This window comes from Streptomyces albidochromogenes, from assembly GCF_005981925.1.
Lineage (GTDB): Bacteria > Actinomycetota > Actinomycetes > Streptomycetales > Streptomycetaceae > Streptomyces > Streptomyces albidochromogenes.
The window spans coordinates 1-12,602 of sequence record NZ_VBVX01000199.1; the positions used below are offsets into that span (position 1 = coordinate 1).

A 12,602-nucleotide genomic window follows, 5' to 3' on the forward strand; every position below is an offset into this window, starting at 1 on the left:
CCGTCCGAGGCGCCCAACGCCCCCGGCCCCTCCGCATCACGCCGCCCGTCGGCCGGACAGCCGACGGCGCACGCGTCCGCCTCCGCGCGCGACGCGGCCGGCCCGAACCACGCCAACGGCCCGCTCGCGGTGCTCGACGGCGACGGATCGGCGTACTGCGTCGGCGGCCTGGTCCTCGACTGCCCTGCCACCACCGTGCCCGCCCTGGTCGAGTGGGCCCTCACCGAGGCCCGGCTGGGAGCACCCCGGCTGCACCGCAACGGCAAGGACGCCGACCCGCTGATCGTCCTCACCGAGGCGGCCGCAGAGCGGCTCGGCCTGCCTGCCGTCCTGGAGGACCGGCGGGCGCTGCGCCTGCCGGCCGACCACCGGGTCAACCAGCAGATCACCCGGGCCGGCTGGAAGACGACCCGGCGCGGTTTCGGCCCCTGGGCCAGGGTCTACCGCCCGGCGCAGGCAGGGCGGCGCCAGTGCGTCCAGTTCGCCGTGGTGCCCTGGGGCGCGCTCGACCCCCGCGCCTGGGGCGACGCGGCGCACCTCCCGGCGGCGGAGCTCGCGCAGGTGCTCGGCACGTACGCGACCAGGGTCATCACCCCGCGCGGCTCCTGCGCCGTATCCGGTCTGGAACTGATGACCGCGCTTCGCCCGCCCACCCGCGCGGTCAAGGACCCGACGACCGGCACGTGGTCGTCCGGCCCCAACCCCGGTGCGCTCACCGCCCCGGTGGACCCCGCGCCGCCGGAAGCCCCCGACGAACACCCGGTCGTCGCCGCCCGGTACCCGCGCGGGCACCGGCGCACCCCCGCCGAGGTCCTCGACGAGGAGGCGTACGAGTGGATCCGCGACCCGGAACTGCTCACCGACGAGGAGTGCGCGAAGCCGTACGCGGTCGGCATCGACGTCAACATGGCGTTCGCCGCCGCCGCGAACCGGCTCAACGTCGGCGTAGGACCAGCGGCGCACCTCCACCACCCGGAGTTCGACCCGAAACTGCCCGGCAGCTGGCTCGTCGACCTGTCCCACATCGACATCGACCCGCGCCTTCCCAATCCGTTCACCCCGCACGGCGAACGTCCGGCCGGTCCGGCCTGGTACGCGACGCCGACCGTCGCCTACGCGGTGGAACTCGGGCACCAGGTACGACCGGCCGAGGCATACGTCCGTCGGGAGCACGCCGCGTACCTCGACGCCTGGTACACGCGGCTGCGCGACGCGTACATGGCCACCATGGAGCAGCTCGGCGTCGTCTCCACCATGAGCGAGGCCGACTTCCTCGAGGCGATGGACAAGCACAAGCACGTCGACGCCGGGCAGGCGGCCGTCCTGTCCGCCGTCAAGGCCACGGTCAAGGGCGGCATCGGCAAGCTCCGCGAACGGCCCCAGGGCGTCGGATACCGGCCCGGTGAGCGCTGGCCGGCCCTGGAACGCCCGACGTGGCGCCCCGACATCCGTGCCGCCGTGATCTCCGCCGCCCGGATCAACATGCACCGCAAGATGCTCAGACTCGCAGGCGCCGGACGGTTCCCGGTCGCGGTCCTCTCCGACTGCGCCGTGTACCTGTCCGACGGCCCCTCGCCACTGGACTTCCTGCCGCGCACGCCCGACGGCACACCGCTGCCCGGCGGTTTCCGGCTCGGCGTCTCGCCCGGCATGGTCAAGTGCGAGGGCAGCAGGCCGATGATGTGGGCCGTGCAGCTGCTCGACCAAGGCCACAACCCCGCCCGGCACATCAAGGGCGGCGACGCGTCCGCCGACGGCGAGTAGAGAAGGAGGGGTCAGCGATGGGCATCCTGGGCGACAGCCTCGACAAGGCCGAGGCGAACACGTTCACCCGGCCTCTCCCGAAGTCGGCGCAGGCGCAGATGCGGTTCCTGGTGAAGCACGAGAGGGGTTCCACCAAGGCGGTGGCCGAGCGGCTGGGCACCTCCCAGCGGACCGTGGAGCGCTACGTCGCGGGCCAGTTCAAGCGGCCGCGCAAGGACCTCGCCGCCCGCCTGGTCGCGGAGGTGGCCAAGAACTGGCAGCCCAAGGTGCGGGAACGGGCCAAGAAGCAGGCCGCGAGCACGACCGGCATCGTGATCGAGACCCGCGCGCGGTTCGGGTTCACCGCGGCGCCGGGCTCCACGGACGACAGCCGGCTGCGCCTGATCACCCAGCACCTGCCGCCCGCGTACGCGAGCCGCCTCTTCGACGCCCAGGCGGCGGGCGCGTCCGAGCAGCAGCTCCGGCGCATCGCCGCCGAAGGGCTCCAGGAGGAGTACTTCAAGGACCGCGGGCGCCGGGCAGCGGGCCTTCAGGTGGAGCTGAGCGACATCGATTACATCGAGCTCGACTACCGCTGACAGCGCCCGGGGCCAGTGCGGCGGCGCCTCGCCGTCGGCTGCCCGGATGAGCCAATGCGCGACAGTTGGCACTGGGGCGGGCTTGTTGTCACCGACTGGGCGGCATGCGCAGTCGGTGCCACGTTTCCGTGACGGGTTGCACCTGATCTTGGCAGTTGAGACCACCTGCGTGCCACACGACGCTAGCGTTTGTTCCATGATCGTATGGCTCAACGGCACCCACGGCGCAGGCAAGACGACGACCAGTGGACTCGTGCAGCAGCTGATCCCGGATTCACGGGTGTTCGATGCCGAAAAGGTCGGTGAGACACTCATGGACATCAAGCCGGGGCTGCCCTGGACTGGCAACTTCCAGGACTGGTCTCCGTGGCGGCCGCTAGTGGTCGAGACCGCCCGCCGTGTACTCGACTACACCGGTGGCACTTTGGTGATGCCCATGACCGTCCTGGTCGAGCAGTATTGGCGCGAGATCAGCTCGGGCCTTGCCCAGTATGCGATTCCGGTACGGCACTTCGTTCTCCATGCTGACCAGGAAACCCTCCGCGGGCGTATCGAGGGGGACACGGACCTTGGCCCTTCCCCGTTCCGTCTCGCTTACCTCGAGCCCTACGTCGAGGCGGCCCGCACGTGGCTGCACGGTGAGGCCGAGGTCGTCGACACCACGCACCTCACGCCGGCCCAGGCCGCCCTGCAGATCGTGGAGGCCGTCAAGAGTTGAGGTCCGCCGTCGATCATCGCTACAGGTGACCCAAGGGTTGCTGAATGAGCATCTGTGACAAGCAGCGTGCCGCACTGGTGACCAGCAGGCTGCTTCGGCCGGTCCCATTCGCCATGTCATCCGGCTCTGCCGGTGACCACTACTGAGCTTTGGCTCACCGGAGGCCGAGCCCCCGCGCCGAGTTGGTGTGTACCTGCCGCTAGAGTGCGTTCTTCGATCGACGCGCTGTACTGCGAAGGGGGACGCATGAGTGGGCAACTGAGAGACACGGCAAGCGAGTTGGCCGCCGTGCTGTGGCGGGAGCACACGGTGTACCGCGACCGTGCCGGGGGAGTGGTCATCAGGGGCGAGCACGTGCGGCGCTGGATAAGCCTCGCGCCGGCGGGCGGCCGGGGTGAGATCCTCGTCCGCGCCGGCCGCATCCTCGACGGCGGTACGACGGCACCGGCCCGCTCGGAGGCGGTCGTGCCGCTCGCCGCCGGAACCGGGGAGCTCGCCGCGGCCTGCCGCCGTCTGCTCGCCGAAGCGGCGGTCGACGCTGTCCCCCGCGTGCCCGGCCCCTCGCGTACGGGCCGCTCCGCCGGGCCCGGCCGCACCCGCACCGCCCGTCGGCCCGGCCGCTCCACAGACTCCGCCACGCCCCGGCGGCGGCGGGGCAGCCACACGAGTTTCGGCTCCTTCGTGGTCCTGGTGTGCGTGGCCGGCGTCGTCGCTCTCTACCTCCACAGCGCCGGCGTGTTCGGCGGCTAGTCGAGAAAGGCCCGTTCAGCCCCGCTTGCGGGCCTCGATGAGGAAACGGGTCGAATGGGCCACGAACGGTCCCTCGTTCTCGATCTTCTCGTGCAGTTCCCACAGCCTGTCGCGGTACTGGTCGACGGTGAAGCCGGGGACCATCCAGATCACCTTCCGCAGGAAATAGATCACCGCGCCGATGTCGAAGAACTCGATCCGCAGCCGCTCGAAGCGCAGGTCGACCACGTCCAGTCCCGCCGCCTCGGCGTCCCGGCGCTCGTCGTCCGGGTGACGCGCGCGGCGTACCTCCTCGGGCTGCGGACCGAGGAAGTACTCGACGAGTTCGAAGACGCTGGAATGGCCGACGTGCTGGGAGAGGTACGTGCCGCCGTCCCGCAGCACACGGGCGATCTCCTCCCACCACACCGTCGCCGGATGACGGCTGGTCACCAGGTCGAAGGCGCAGTCGGCGAACGGAAGTGGTGGTTCGTCCGTGTCCGCGACCACGACGGCGCCGAGCGGGTGCAGCAGCCGCGTCGCCCTGGCGACGTTGGGCGGCCACGACTCCGTGGCCACCATCGTCGGCGGCAGCTTCGGCGCTCCGGCCAGGACCTCCCCGCCGCCCGTCTGGATGTCGAGCGCGGCCGACGCACGCGCCAAGTGTGCGCTCATCGTGCGCTGGTACCCCCACGAAGGGCGCTGCTCGGTGGCGCGGCCGTCGAGCCAGGAGAAGTCCCAGCCGTCGACCGAGACGGCTTCCGCCTCGGACACCAGTTCGTCAAAGGTGCGTGACATACCCGGATGATCACGTCGGAAAGAGGGTGAAGTCAAAGCGTTTTCCCTGCGTACCGCCGGCAGAAGCATCTGATCGCCGGGTGATCGAGCTCCTGCCCGACCGGCCGCCCGCGAAGCCGCCGCCGAGGCCGTCGAGCGGGACGGCCGGCGCCCGAGCGTGCGCCGCGGCCCGGCGGCCGGCTCGTGCGAACGGCCGGCCCGTGCGAAATTCGGTTGCCCGGCCGGCCGCGCGGCCCGCAGGATCTGCGCATGGACCTCACGATCAACGCCTTCCCGCCGCTGGCCTCCGCCCCCCGACCGGCGCGGGTCCAGCAGCGGACCGGCCGATCGCGAAGGCCGATGCCCGTCCGCCCGTGATCGCCGCGCTCGTCGCGGGTCTCCTCGCCGGCTATGGCATCGCCGTGCCGGTGGGCGCGGTCGCGGCGTACCTGGTGTCGCTCACGGCGCGTACGTCCCTGAAGACCGGTGCCTGCGCCGCGCTCGGCGTCGCGACCGCCGACGGTCTGTACGCGCTGATCGCCGCCGTGGGAGGGTCCGCGCTCAGTCCCGTCATCCAGCCGGTCGTACTGCCCCTGCGCTGGGTCTCGGCCTGCGTGCTGATCGCCCTCGCGGTCCGCGGCGGGCTCAAGGCGCTCAGCCAGTACCGCGCGCGCCGCACGGCGATCCACGACGACGAGGAGCACGTCGGTGCGGCCCGGGCCTATCTGGTCCTGCTCGGCATGACGATGATGAACCCCGCCACCGTCATCTACTTCGCGGCGCTGGTGCTCGGCAGCCAAAGTACCGGCCCGCCGGACCACGCGGAGCAGGCCGTGTTCGTACTCGCCGCCTTCGTGGCGTCCGCCAGTTGGCAGCTTCTCCTGGCCGGGGGCGGGGCGCTGCTGGGCCGAGCGCTGACCGGGAGCCGCGGACGGCTCGTCACCGCCATGGCGTCAAGCACCCTGATCGTCGCCTTCGCCCTGCACCTTGTCCTCCAGGGGACCTTCGCACCGGGCTGACCGGCCAGGTCGGGGCAGTACGCCCGGACGAGCGGCGCGAACGGGCGGTTCACCCGAACGGACCACGGATCCCGGCCCGGGCACGGGGTTCACGGTCGTCTCCACGTGCGGAGCCGGCATTTTGCGGCTACTCGTAGGACATGGCATCGAAGTGGGAGCAAGAGCACGGAGACGACGAGCCCGGCCGCGACCGGCGTCGGCCGGACGCGGACGCGGACACCGGGCCGGACGCGGAGTCCGGCAGGCGTGCGGGCCCGGACCCACAAGTGGAACGGGACGCTCCCGACACGCCCACCCAGCTGGGCAAGCAGTCGTGGGGCTCGGTGCTCAAGCGCACGATGGCGGAGTTCAAGGACGACGAGCTGACCGACCGGGCCGCCGCGCTGACGTACTACGGCATCCTCGCGCTCTTCCCGGCCCTGCTGGTGCTGGTGTCGATCCTGGGCATCGCGGGCGAGTCGGCGACCAAGGCCGTCCTGGACAACATCGCCAAGCTGACGCCCGGCTCCGCCCGCACCATCATCACCGGCGCGGTGGAGCAGCTGCAGGCGAGCGGCAGCGGTACGGGATCGATCATCGCGATCGTCGGTCTCGTCGGCGCGCTCTGGTCGGCCTCCGGCTATGTGGCGGCGTTCATCCGCACCTCCAACGCCGTCTACGACATCCCCGAAGGCCGGCCCGTCTGGAAGATCACGCCACTGCGGCTGGTTCTGACGCTGGCCCTGATGATCATCGCGTGCGTCAGCGCGCTGATCGTGGTGTTCTCGGGCAGTCTCGCCCGGCAGTTGGGCAAGACGCTGGGGATCGGCGACACCGCCCTGAACGTCTGGTCGATCGCGAAGTGGCCGGTCCTCGTCCTGCTGGTCACCATCATGATCGCGCTGCTGTACTGGGCTTCGCCGAACGCGCGGGGCCGCGGCTTCAAGTGGGTCACCCCCGGCAGCTTCCTGGCGCTGGTGATCTGGATGATCGCCTCCGCCGGATTCGCGCTGTACGTGGCGAACTTCGCCTCGTACAACAAGACGTACGGCGCCCTGGCCGGCGTGATCATCTTCCTGGTGTGGCTGTGGATCACGAACCTGGCGATCCTGCTGGGGCTGGAGTTCGACGCGGAGATGGCCCGTGAACGTGCCATCGTCGGCGGCCATCCCAGCGACGAGGAGCCCTACGTCGAACCGCGCGACACGCGCAAGTGGACCGATCAGGACCGCAAAGACATGGGCAGCGACTGACCGTGCCGGAACACCAGGGCAGGGGTGTCGACGGAGTCGGCGTCGTACGGTCCAAGGAAGCGGTGACCCGCTTCCTCCACGACGTACACCGCCTAGAGAAGCGGCTCACCCACCGGGCCGCCTCCTGGGAGTCGCCGTGGGCCCGCCAGGTGCTGCCGGCCGTGGAGTCCGCCGCCGAGCGGACCAAGCTCTGGTGGGGCGCGGCCCTCACCCTGGCCGCCCTGGGCGGCGCCTCGCAACGCCGGGCCGCTGCCGAGGGAGTAGCGAGCATGCTCTGTGCGCAGCTGATCGCCAACGGTGTGTTCAAGCCGATGTACGAGCGGCGCAGGCCCCCCGCGGACCTGCTCCCGCACAACGGCGCCGAGGAGCGGCCGGACAGCTCGTCCTTCCCGTCCGGACACACCGCCGCCGCCGTCGGGTTCACCGTCGCGGTGGCCTTCACCTCGCCCTGGGCGGGCGCGGCGGCCGCGGTCCCGGCCGCGATGGTCGCCGTGCAGCGCGTCCAGGCCGGTGCGCACTACCCCAGCGACGTCGCGGCCGGTGCCGCGATCGGTGCGGGAAGCGCCCTGCTGGTACGTCACGCGCCGCGCCTGCTGCTGCGCCTCCTGATGTAGGACGCGGCCAAAGCGGCGCGCCGCTTTGCGGCCATCGGGGGTATCCGTCGGTCAGCGCCGCGTGGTGTGTCGGCTGGCGGGCACCCGGGGGAGCGGTTACGACTTGGAACGACAGCCACCAGCGAGCGGGTCAGCGTCGGCGCCACGCCGGGCGTGGGCCGAGAGCGGCAAGGAAAGGCAGGTCACGAGGATGAGCACGTCAGTGGACCAACCGCCCCGCAGGGACGCCGATCGGTCGGTGGGCGACCTGGTCAAGCACGCGTCGGAGCAGATCTCCCAGCTGATGCGGCAGGAACTGCGCCTGGCACAGGCCGAGATGCAGCAGAAGGGGAAACGGTTCGGGGTCGGCGGCGGTCTGCTGGGCGGAGCCGGTCTGGTGGGCATTCTCGCGCTCCAGGCCGCGGTGGCCACGGCGATCGTCGCGCTGGACCTCGTGTGGCCGCTGTGGCTTGCCGCGCTGGTCGTCACGGGCGCGCTCCTCGTCCTGGCCGCGATCCTCGCCCTGGTGGGCAAGAAGCAGGTGGGCCGGGCCACACCGGCCACCCCCGAGCGGGCCATCAGCAGCCTCAAGGCCGACGTGGCCGAGATCAAGGAGAGGGCACGGCGATGACGGACAAGGCAAAGGGCGACGGTTCCTCGCCCGACCCCGAGGAGCTGAGGGCGCAGGTGGAGCGGACCCGCGAGGAGCTCGGCCGGACGGTCGAGGCACTGGCCGCCAAGGCCGACGTGAAGGCGCAGGCGCAGCAGAAGGCGGCGAAGGTCAAGGGCATGATGCACGACAAGGCCGCCTCCGCCAACGAGCAGCTCTCGGGCACCGCCCACGTGCTCGGCCGCAAGATGCACCCGCGCGGTCCCGAGGCCGGCGCGCCCGACGGCGCGGGCACGCACACCCACCGCAACGTGCTCGTACTGGCCGGGCTGGTGGCGGCGGCGATCGCCGTGGCCGTCGTCGTGACACGACGGGACGGGAGGTGCTGATGAAGGCGTCCAAGGTTGCCTACAAGCCGGTCGGCATGGTGCTGGGCGCCCTGAGCGGCGCCCTGGCCGGTGCGGTCTTCAAGCAGGTGTGGAAGGTCATCGGCCACGACGAGGACGCCCCCGACGCCACCGACGAGGAACGCGGCTGGCGGGAGATCATCATCGCGGCCGCCGTGCAGGGCGCCATCTTCGCCGCGGTCAAGGCGGCGGTGGACCGCAGCGGGGCCACCACCGTGCGCCGCCTGACCGGGACGTGGCCCGGCTGAGCCGCGGCGCGTACGCCGTCGGAGCGGCGCGCGGAGTGCCCGGCGGGGCCGTGCGGGCTCAGAGCGCGACGCGCCGCTCGTCGGCCGTGATCGGGAGGTCGTTGATGCTCGCGTAGCGGCGCCGCATCAGGCCGTTCTCGGCGAACTCCCAGTTCTCGTTGCCGTAACTGCGCAGCCACTGGCCCTGCTCGTCGTGCCACTCGTACTCGAAACGGACGGCGATCCGGTCGTCCGCGTAGGCCCACAGCTCCTTGCGCAGGCGGTAGTCGAGCTCGCGCCGCCACTTGTCGCGCAGGAATTCCACGATCCGGGCGCGCCCGCGCAGGAACGTGTCGCGGTTCCGCCACTCGGCGTCCTCGGTGTAGGCGAGGGCCACCCGTTCGGGGTCCCGGCTGTTCCACGCCTCCTCGGCGGCCCGTACTTTCCGCCGGGCGCTCTCCTCGGTGAACGGCGGGAACGGCGGCCTGCTGTCGGTCATGGCTCTCCCCTCGAACGAGAGAACGGACGTTCTCCCGAGTCTTCGATAGCCTAGGAGAACAGTGATTCTCTCGCAAGGAGAAGTGGGTATGGAAGCCGCGGCACAAGAGACCCGCATCCTCGACGCCGCCGAGGAACTCTTCTACGGGCGCGGCCTCCAGGCGGTCGGCATGGCCGAGATCCGCGACGTGTCGGGAGCCTCCCTCAAGCGCCTCTACCAGCTCTTCCCGTCCAAGGACCACCTGGTGGAGGCCTACCTGCGGCGCCGCGACCTGCGGTGGCGGGCGTCCCTGGCGGCGTACGTCGAGGCCCGGAGCCCGGGGGAGGAGCGGATCCTGGCGGTCTTCGACTGGCTGCGGGAGTGGTTCGCGGAACCGGGCTTCCGCGGCTGCGCCTTCGTCAACTCCTTCGGGGAGCTGGGCGCCACCTCGGACGCCGTCGCGGAGGCGGCCCGGGACCACGTCGACGCCCTCAAGGACTATCTCGCCAGCCTCGTCGCCGAGGCGGGCCACTCCGCCCGGCTGGCCCGCTCGCTCCTCCTTCTGGTCGAGGGCGCGATCTCCACGGCCGCCGTCTGCGCGGACGCCGGCGCCGCCGACGACGCCAGGGAGACGGCACGCGGGCTGCTGGAACTGGACTTCGCCCGCACCGGCGGCGCCGGCTGAGGCTCCAGGAGCGGCCCACGCCGTCCCCCTCGTCACACCGCGCGGTCCACGAGGAACGGCACGAGCGTGCGGAGGTCGCCAACGGCCGCCGGCTCCAGCGGGACGCTCTCCAGGCAGCCGCGCGCACGGTCCAGTTGGCGGTGCGCCTCGGCCAGCGCGGCGCGCCGCCCGCCCGCCTCCTCGACGAGCGCGGCGGCCCGGCGGGCGTCCGCGTCGTCGAGGGCGTCGCCCGACGCGAGGAGCGCCACGAGCTCCCGCGCGCCCGGGCCGTCCGCCGACACCGCCGCGAGGACGGGGTACGTCTTCTTCCGCCGGCGCAGATCGCCGTGCACCGGCTTCCCGGTGACCCGCGGGTCGCCCCAGATCCCCAGCACGTCGTCCACGGCCTGGAAAGCCACTCCCAGATGCCGTCCCGCCCGGGTGAGGGTGTCGGCCGTGGCCGCGGGCGCTCCGGCCAGTACGGCGCCCAGCCCCGCCGCGCAGCCCAGCAGCGCACCGGTCTTGTGGCCGGCCATGGTCCGGTACTCGCCGGGGGACACCGCCTCGGGGCCGGTCCACGGCCGGGCCTCGAAGAGCAGATCCTCGGCCTGTCCGCGCACCAGGTCGTTCAGCGTCCCCGCCAGGTGCCGCACGGCCGCCCCGCTGTGTACGTTCCGCGAGTCGGCCAGGGTCTCCACGGCGAGGGCGAACAGCGCGTCTCCCGCGAGCACCGCCGGGCCCGTGCCGTACGCCTTCCACACGCTCGGGCGCTGCCGTCGGGTCTCGTCGCCGTCCATGATGTCGTCGTGCAGCAGCGAGAAGGTGTGGATCAGCTCGACGGCGACCGCGCCGGCGACCGCGTCGGCGCCCGACCCGCCCGCCGCCTCGGCCCCGAGCACGGTGAGTGCCTGGCGCACCCCCTTGCCGTGCGAGCCCGCGCCGCCGGGGCCCGGCACCGGCCTGCCGCCCACCTCGCTCCAGCCGAGCGAGAAGGCGGCCATCTCGGCCGGCCACGGATGCAGACGCCGCACCGCCTGCGTGAGGGCGGGCCGCACGAGTGCGCGGCAGCGGGCGAGGATCTCCGGCGCGGTGGCCCGGGTCGTCACCGGCGGTGTCATCGTCGGCCGCCCTTGTCGTCGCCGGCGGTGGCGTGGGGGAGTACGCCGAGTTCCGCGTGGGCCTTGTCGACCATGTCCCGGGCGTGCCGCAGGCCGATCCGGTCGAGAGTACGGCGCAACTCACCCAGCTCGGCTGCGGTCTCGCCGTGGTCCCGGCCCAGCCGGGCGCGCGCCTTGGCCAGCCCCAGGCGCGCCAGTGCCTCGCCCCGCGGCTCGCTCATGGCGCGGAACTCGGCGAGCGCCTGCTCGTACACCTGGCGGGCCTCCTCGTAACGGCGGGCGCGGTAGAGCACGTTGGCGCGCATCTTGTGGTTGTAGGCGAGCGCGCTGGACAGGTTCATCTCGCGGCAGGTCAGTTCTGCCTCGCCGAGCAGGGCCAGAGCGCGGTCCGGGTCGTCCCGCAGGGAAACGATGTCAGCCATGCCGCGCAGGGCCCACGCCCTGCCCCGCCGGTCGTCGGCCCGCCCGGCGATCTCCGCCGCCTCCTCGAACATCGCGAACGCGGTGTCGTAGGAGCCGGTGTTGCGGTGGATCTGCGCGATGCCCTCCAGCGCCCACACGGTGTGGCGGGCCTCGCCGCGCTGCCGCGCCTCGGCGAGCAGTTGCTCGTGCAGTACGGCGACGGCCTGGTAGTCGCCCTGGATGCGTCCGGTCTCCGCCAGGCCGGCCAGGGAGTACCCCCGGGCGACGACGTCCCCGCCCCGCTTGCCCAGGTCGGCGGCGAGCCCCAGCAGCCGGAACGCCAGCGCCAGCGCCCCCCGCTGCCGGGCCAGCGTCCCGCCGCTCCACAACGCCCAGGCCATGGCCCCGAGGTCACCGGCCGAACGGGCCGCGCGGTAACTGGCCTTCCAGGCCCGGTCCGCCTCCTCGACGTTGCCCAGCCTGCGGTGCGCCTCGGCCACCGCGAGCCCGGCGCGTGCCACCTCCCGCTGCTCACCGCCGGCCTCGGCCGCCCTCAAGTGGCGGGTGCCCTCTGCCAGTACGTCCGTCAGGGAGGAGTTCACCGACAGCGCGGTGAGGGCGCCTTGGTACTCCGGCGCGAATGCCTTGCTGTGCATGGCTGCCTTTCGTGCGCGGCCAGGGCGTCGGCGCGGCGACTATACACAGCATGTATACGCACAGTGTATAGATGGCCGGTTCTCACACCCTGGTGCTCGGGGATCCGGGGACCGCCGACGCTTTCGCGGCGGACCGTCCTGTTGTGGATCAAGACGGCCGCCGCGCGCGCGGGGTTGCTCGCACCCGCTGTGATTTCTCCGGCCGCCGATCACCGGGGCTCGTGCTGCACGCGATCACACCCCCCTCACCGGGCAGTCGACCGGCGCGGTGTCCTCACCGGGTGCGCGCCGGGGCGTGGGCGGTGCCGCCGCGGCCGATGGTCAGGGGCGGGCTGCAGGCGTCGTACGGCAGCTCGGGGGACGTGATGCGCACCCGGTACGGGCCCTCGGGCAGCTCCGGCACCACGACCGAGGCCCGCAGCGCGCGCGGGTCCACCTGCGAGGCGAGTACCGCCGCCTCGGACCACTCGCCCTTCTCGGTCCTGCGCTCCAGGAGGACGCAGCACGGGTGGTCCAGCCCCTCGGTGATCCGCCAGCTGATCTGCCGTCGCTCGACGCAGTTCCAGCACTCCCCTCCGGTGGGCGCCCGTACGAGCAACGCGTCCGAAGCCGGTTCGCAGGGGGTGGGGC

Annotated in this window: 16 protein-coding genes; 11 read left to right on the forward strand and 5 right to left on the reverse strand. The window is 72.3% G+C overall.

The window, feature by feature from the left end:
• From tap to E2E34_RS23080, 4 genes are all read left to right on the forward strand, one after another.
• Positions 1 to 1,764, forward strand: a 1,764-nt coding sequence (tap, locus tag E2E34_RS23065) for a telomere-associated protein Tap (RefSeq protein ID WP_244315999.1), incomplete at its 5' end; no start/stop codon positions are given.
• Between the two features lie 17 nt (positions 1,765 to 1,781).
• Positions 1,782 to 2,342, forward strand: coding sequence for a telomere-protecting terminal protein Tpg (tpg, locus tag E2E34_RS23070; RefSeq protein WP_138903827.1), 561 nt, complete (start codon positions 1,782 to 1,784; stop codon positions 2,340 to 2,342).
• 196 nt (positions 2,343 to 2,538) lie between these two features.
• Positions 2,539 to 3,060 carry a P-loop nucleotide/nucleoside kinase family protein gene (locus tag E2E34_RS23075; RefSeq protein WP_138903828.1) on the forward strand — a complete coding sequence of 174 codons (522 nt, stop codon included), beginning with the start codon at positions 2,539 to 2,541 and terminating at the stop codon, positions 3,058 to 3,060.
• A gap of 246 nt (positions 3,061 to 3,306) precedes the next feature.
• Positions 3,307 to 3,810: a hypothetical protein gene (locus tag E2E34_RS23080; RefSeq protein ID WP_138903829.1), complete on the forward strand. Its 504-nt coding sequence runs from the start codon at positions 3,307 to 3,309 to the stop codon at positions 3,808 to 3,810.
• A gap of 15 nt (positions 3,811 to 3,825) precedes the next feature.
• Here the strand turns inward: E2E34_RS23080 and E2E34_RS23085 are convergent, their stop codons facing one another.
• Positions 3,826 to 4,587, reverse strand: a complete 762-nt coding sequence (locus E2E34_RS23085) for a class I SAM-dependent methyltransferase (protein ID WP_138903830.1) — start codon at positions 4,585 to 4,587, stop codon at positions 3,826 to 3,828.
• 353 nt (positions 4,588 to 4,940) lie between these two features.
• Here E2E34_RS23085 and E2E34_RS23090 point away from each other — a divergent pair, with 353 nt between their 5' ends.
• The 6 genes from E2E34_RS23090 (at position 4,941) to E2E34_RS23115 (ending at position 8,675) form a co-directional block, all read left to right on the forward strand.
• Positions 4,941 to 5,585, forward strand: coding sequence for a LysE family transporter (locus tag E2E34_RS23090; protein ID WP_138903831.1), 645 nt, complete (start codon positions 4,941 to 4,943; stop codon positions 5,583 to 5,585).
• Between the two features lie 140 nt (positions 5,586 to 5,725).
• On the forward strand, positions 5,726 to 6,817 hold the full coding sequence (locus E2E34_RS23095; protein ID WP_138903832.1) for a YihY/virulence factor BrkB family protein: 1,092 nt from the start codon (positions 5,726 to 5,728) through the stop codon (positions 6,815 to 6,817).
• Positions 6,818 to 6,819: 2 nt separating this feature from the next.
• Positions 6,820 to 7,431 carry a phosphatase PAP2 family protein gene (locus tag E2E34_RS23100; protein ID WP_244316001.1) on the forward strand — a complete coding sequence of 204 codons (612 nt, stop codon included), beginning with the start codon at positions 6,820 to 6,822 and terminating at the stop codon, positions 7,429 to 7,431.
• Positions 7,432 to 7,621: 190 nt separating this feature from the next.
• Entirely contained in the window at positions 7,622 to 8,041 is a 420-nt protein-coding gene (locus tag E2E34_RS23105; protein ID WP_138903833.1) for a phage holin family protein, read from the forward strand.
• Complete coding sequence (locus tag E2E34_RS23110) at positions 8,038 to 8,409, forward strand: DUF3618 domain-containing protein (protein WP_138903834.1); 372 nt, start codon at positions 8,038 to 8,040, stop codon at positions 8,407 to 8,409. The genes E2E34_RS23105 and E2E34_RS23110 overlap by 4 nt, the downstream gene beginning before the upstream one ends.
• Positions 8,409 to 8,675, forward strand: a complete 267-nt coding sequence (locus E2E34_RS23115) for a DUF4235 domain-containing protein (protein WP_138903835.1) — start codon at positions 8,409 to 8,411, stop codon at positions 8,673 to 8,675. The genes E2E34_RS23110 and E2E34_RS23115 overlap by 1 nt, the downstream gene beginning before the upstream one ends.
• Before the next feature lie 58 nt (positions 8,676 to 8,733).
• On the opposite strand, the gene E2E34_RS23120 is transcribed toward E2E34_RS23115, so the two are convergent.
• Positions 8,734 to 9,153 (reverse strand): nuclear transport factor 2 family protein, encoded by a 420-nt coding sequence (locus E2E34_RS23120; RefSeq protein WP_138903836.1) that lies wholly within the window; start codon positions 9,151 to 9,153, stop codon positions 8,734 to 8,736.
• Positions 9,154 to 9,241: 88 nt separating this feature from the next.
• Between E2E34_RS23120 and E2E34_RS23125 the strand changes: the two genes are divergently transcribed.
• On the forward strand, positions 9,242 to 9,817 hold the full coding sequence (locus E2E34_RS23125; protein ID WP_138903837.1) for a TetR/AcrR family transcriptional regulator: 576 nt from the start codon (positions 9,242 to 9,244) through the stop codon (positions 9,815 to 9,817).
• Positions 9,818 to 9,849: 32 nt separating this feature from the next.
• Here E2E34_RS23125 and E2E34_RS23130 read toward each other — a convergent pair whose 3' ends face one another.
• The 3 genes from E2E34_RS23130 to E2E34_RS35595 form a co-directional block, all read right to left on the reverse strand.
• Positions 9,850 to 10,914, reverse strand: coding sequence for a polyprenyl synthetase family protein (locus E2E34_RS23130; protein ID WP_138903838.1), 1,065 nt, complete (start codon positions 10,912 to 10,914; stop codon positions 9,850 to 9,852).
• Positions 10,911 to 11,972 (reverse strand): tetratricopeptide repeat protein, encoded by a 1,062-nt coding sequence (locus E2E34_RS23135; RefSeq protein ID WP_138903839.1) that lies wholly within the window; start codon positions 11,970 to 11,972, stop codon positions 10,911 to 10,913. The genes E2E34_RS23130 and E2E34_RS23135 overlap by 4 nt, the downstream gene beginning before the upstream one ends.
• Positions 11,973 to 12,246: 274 nt before the next feature.
• Positions 12,247 to 12,602: hypothetical protein (locus E2E34_RS35595; RefSeq protein ID WP_167518358.1), on the reverse strand; the 356-nt coding region annotated here is incomplete at its 5' end.

Bases quoted from the DNA above. Each gene is read 5' to 3' on its own strand.
- tpg (WP_138903827.1), top strand. From the start codon at position 1,782: ATGGGCATCCTGGGCGACAGCCTCGACAAGGCCGAGGCGAACACGTTC.
- E2E34_RS23075 (WP_138903828.1), top strand. From the start codon at position 2,539: ATGATCGTATGGCTCAACGGCACCCACGGCGCAGGCAAGACGACGACC.
- E2E34_RS23080 (WP_138903829.1), top strand. From the start codon at position 3,307: ATGAGTGGGCAACTGAGAGACACGGCAAGCGAGTTGGCCGCCGTGCTG.
- E2E34_RS23085 (WP_138903830.1), bottom strand. From the start codon at position 4,587: ATGTCACGCACCTTTGACGAACTGGTGTCCGAGGCGGAAGCCGTCTCG.
- E2E34_RS23095 (WP_138903832.1), top strand. From the start codon at position 5,726: ATGGCATCGAAGTGGGAGCAAGAGCACGGAGACGACGAGCCCGGCCGC.
- E2E34_RS23105 (WP_138903833.1), top strand. From the start codon at position 7,622: ATGAGCACGTCAGTGGACCAACCGCCCCGCAGGGACGCCGATCGGTCG.
- E2E34_RS23110 (WP_138903834.1), top strand. From the start codon at position 8,038: ATGACGGACAAGGCAAAGGGCGACGGTTCCTCGCCCGACCCCGAGGAG.
- E2E34_RS23115 (WP_138903835.1), top strand. From the start codon at position 8,409: ATGAAGGCGTCCAAGGTTGCCTACAAGCCGGTCGGCATGGTGCTGGGC.
- E2E34_RS23120 (WP_138903836.1), bottom strand. From the start codon at position 9,153: ATGACCGACAGCAGGCCGCCGTTCCCGCCGTTCACCGAGGAGAGCGCC.
- E2E34_RS23125 (WP_138903837.1), top strand. From the start codon at position 9,242: ATGGAAGCCGCGGCACAAGAGACCCGCATCCTCGACGCCGCCGAGGAA.
- E2E34_RS23130 (WP_138903838.1), bottom strand. From the start codon at position 10,914: ATGACACCGCCGGTGACGACCCGGGCCACCGCGCCGGAGATCCTCGCC.
- E2E34_RS23135 (WP_138903839.1), bottom strand. From the start codon at position 11,972: ATGCACAGCAAGGCATTCGCGCCGGAGTACCAAGGCGCCCTCACCGCG.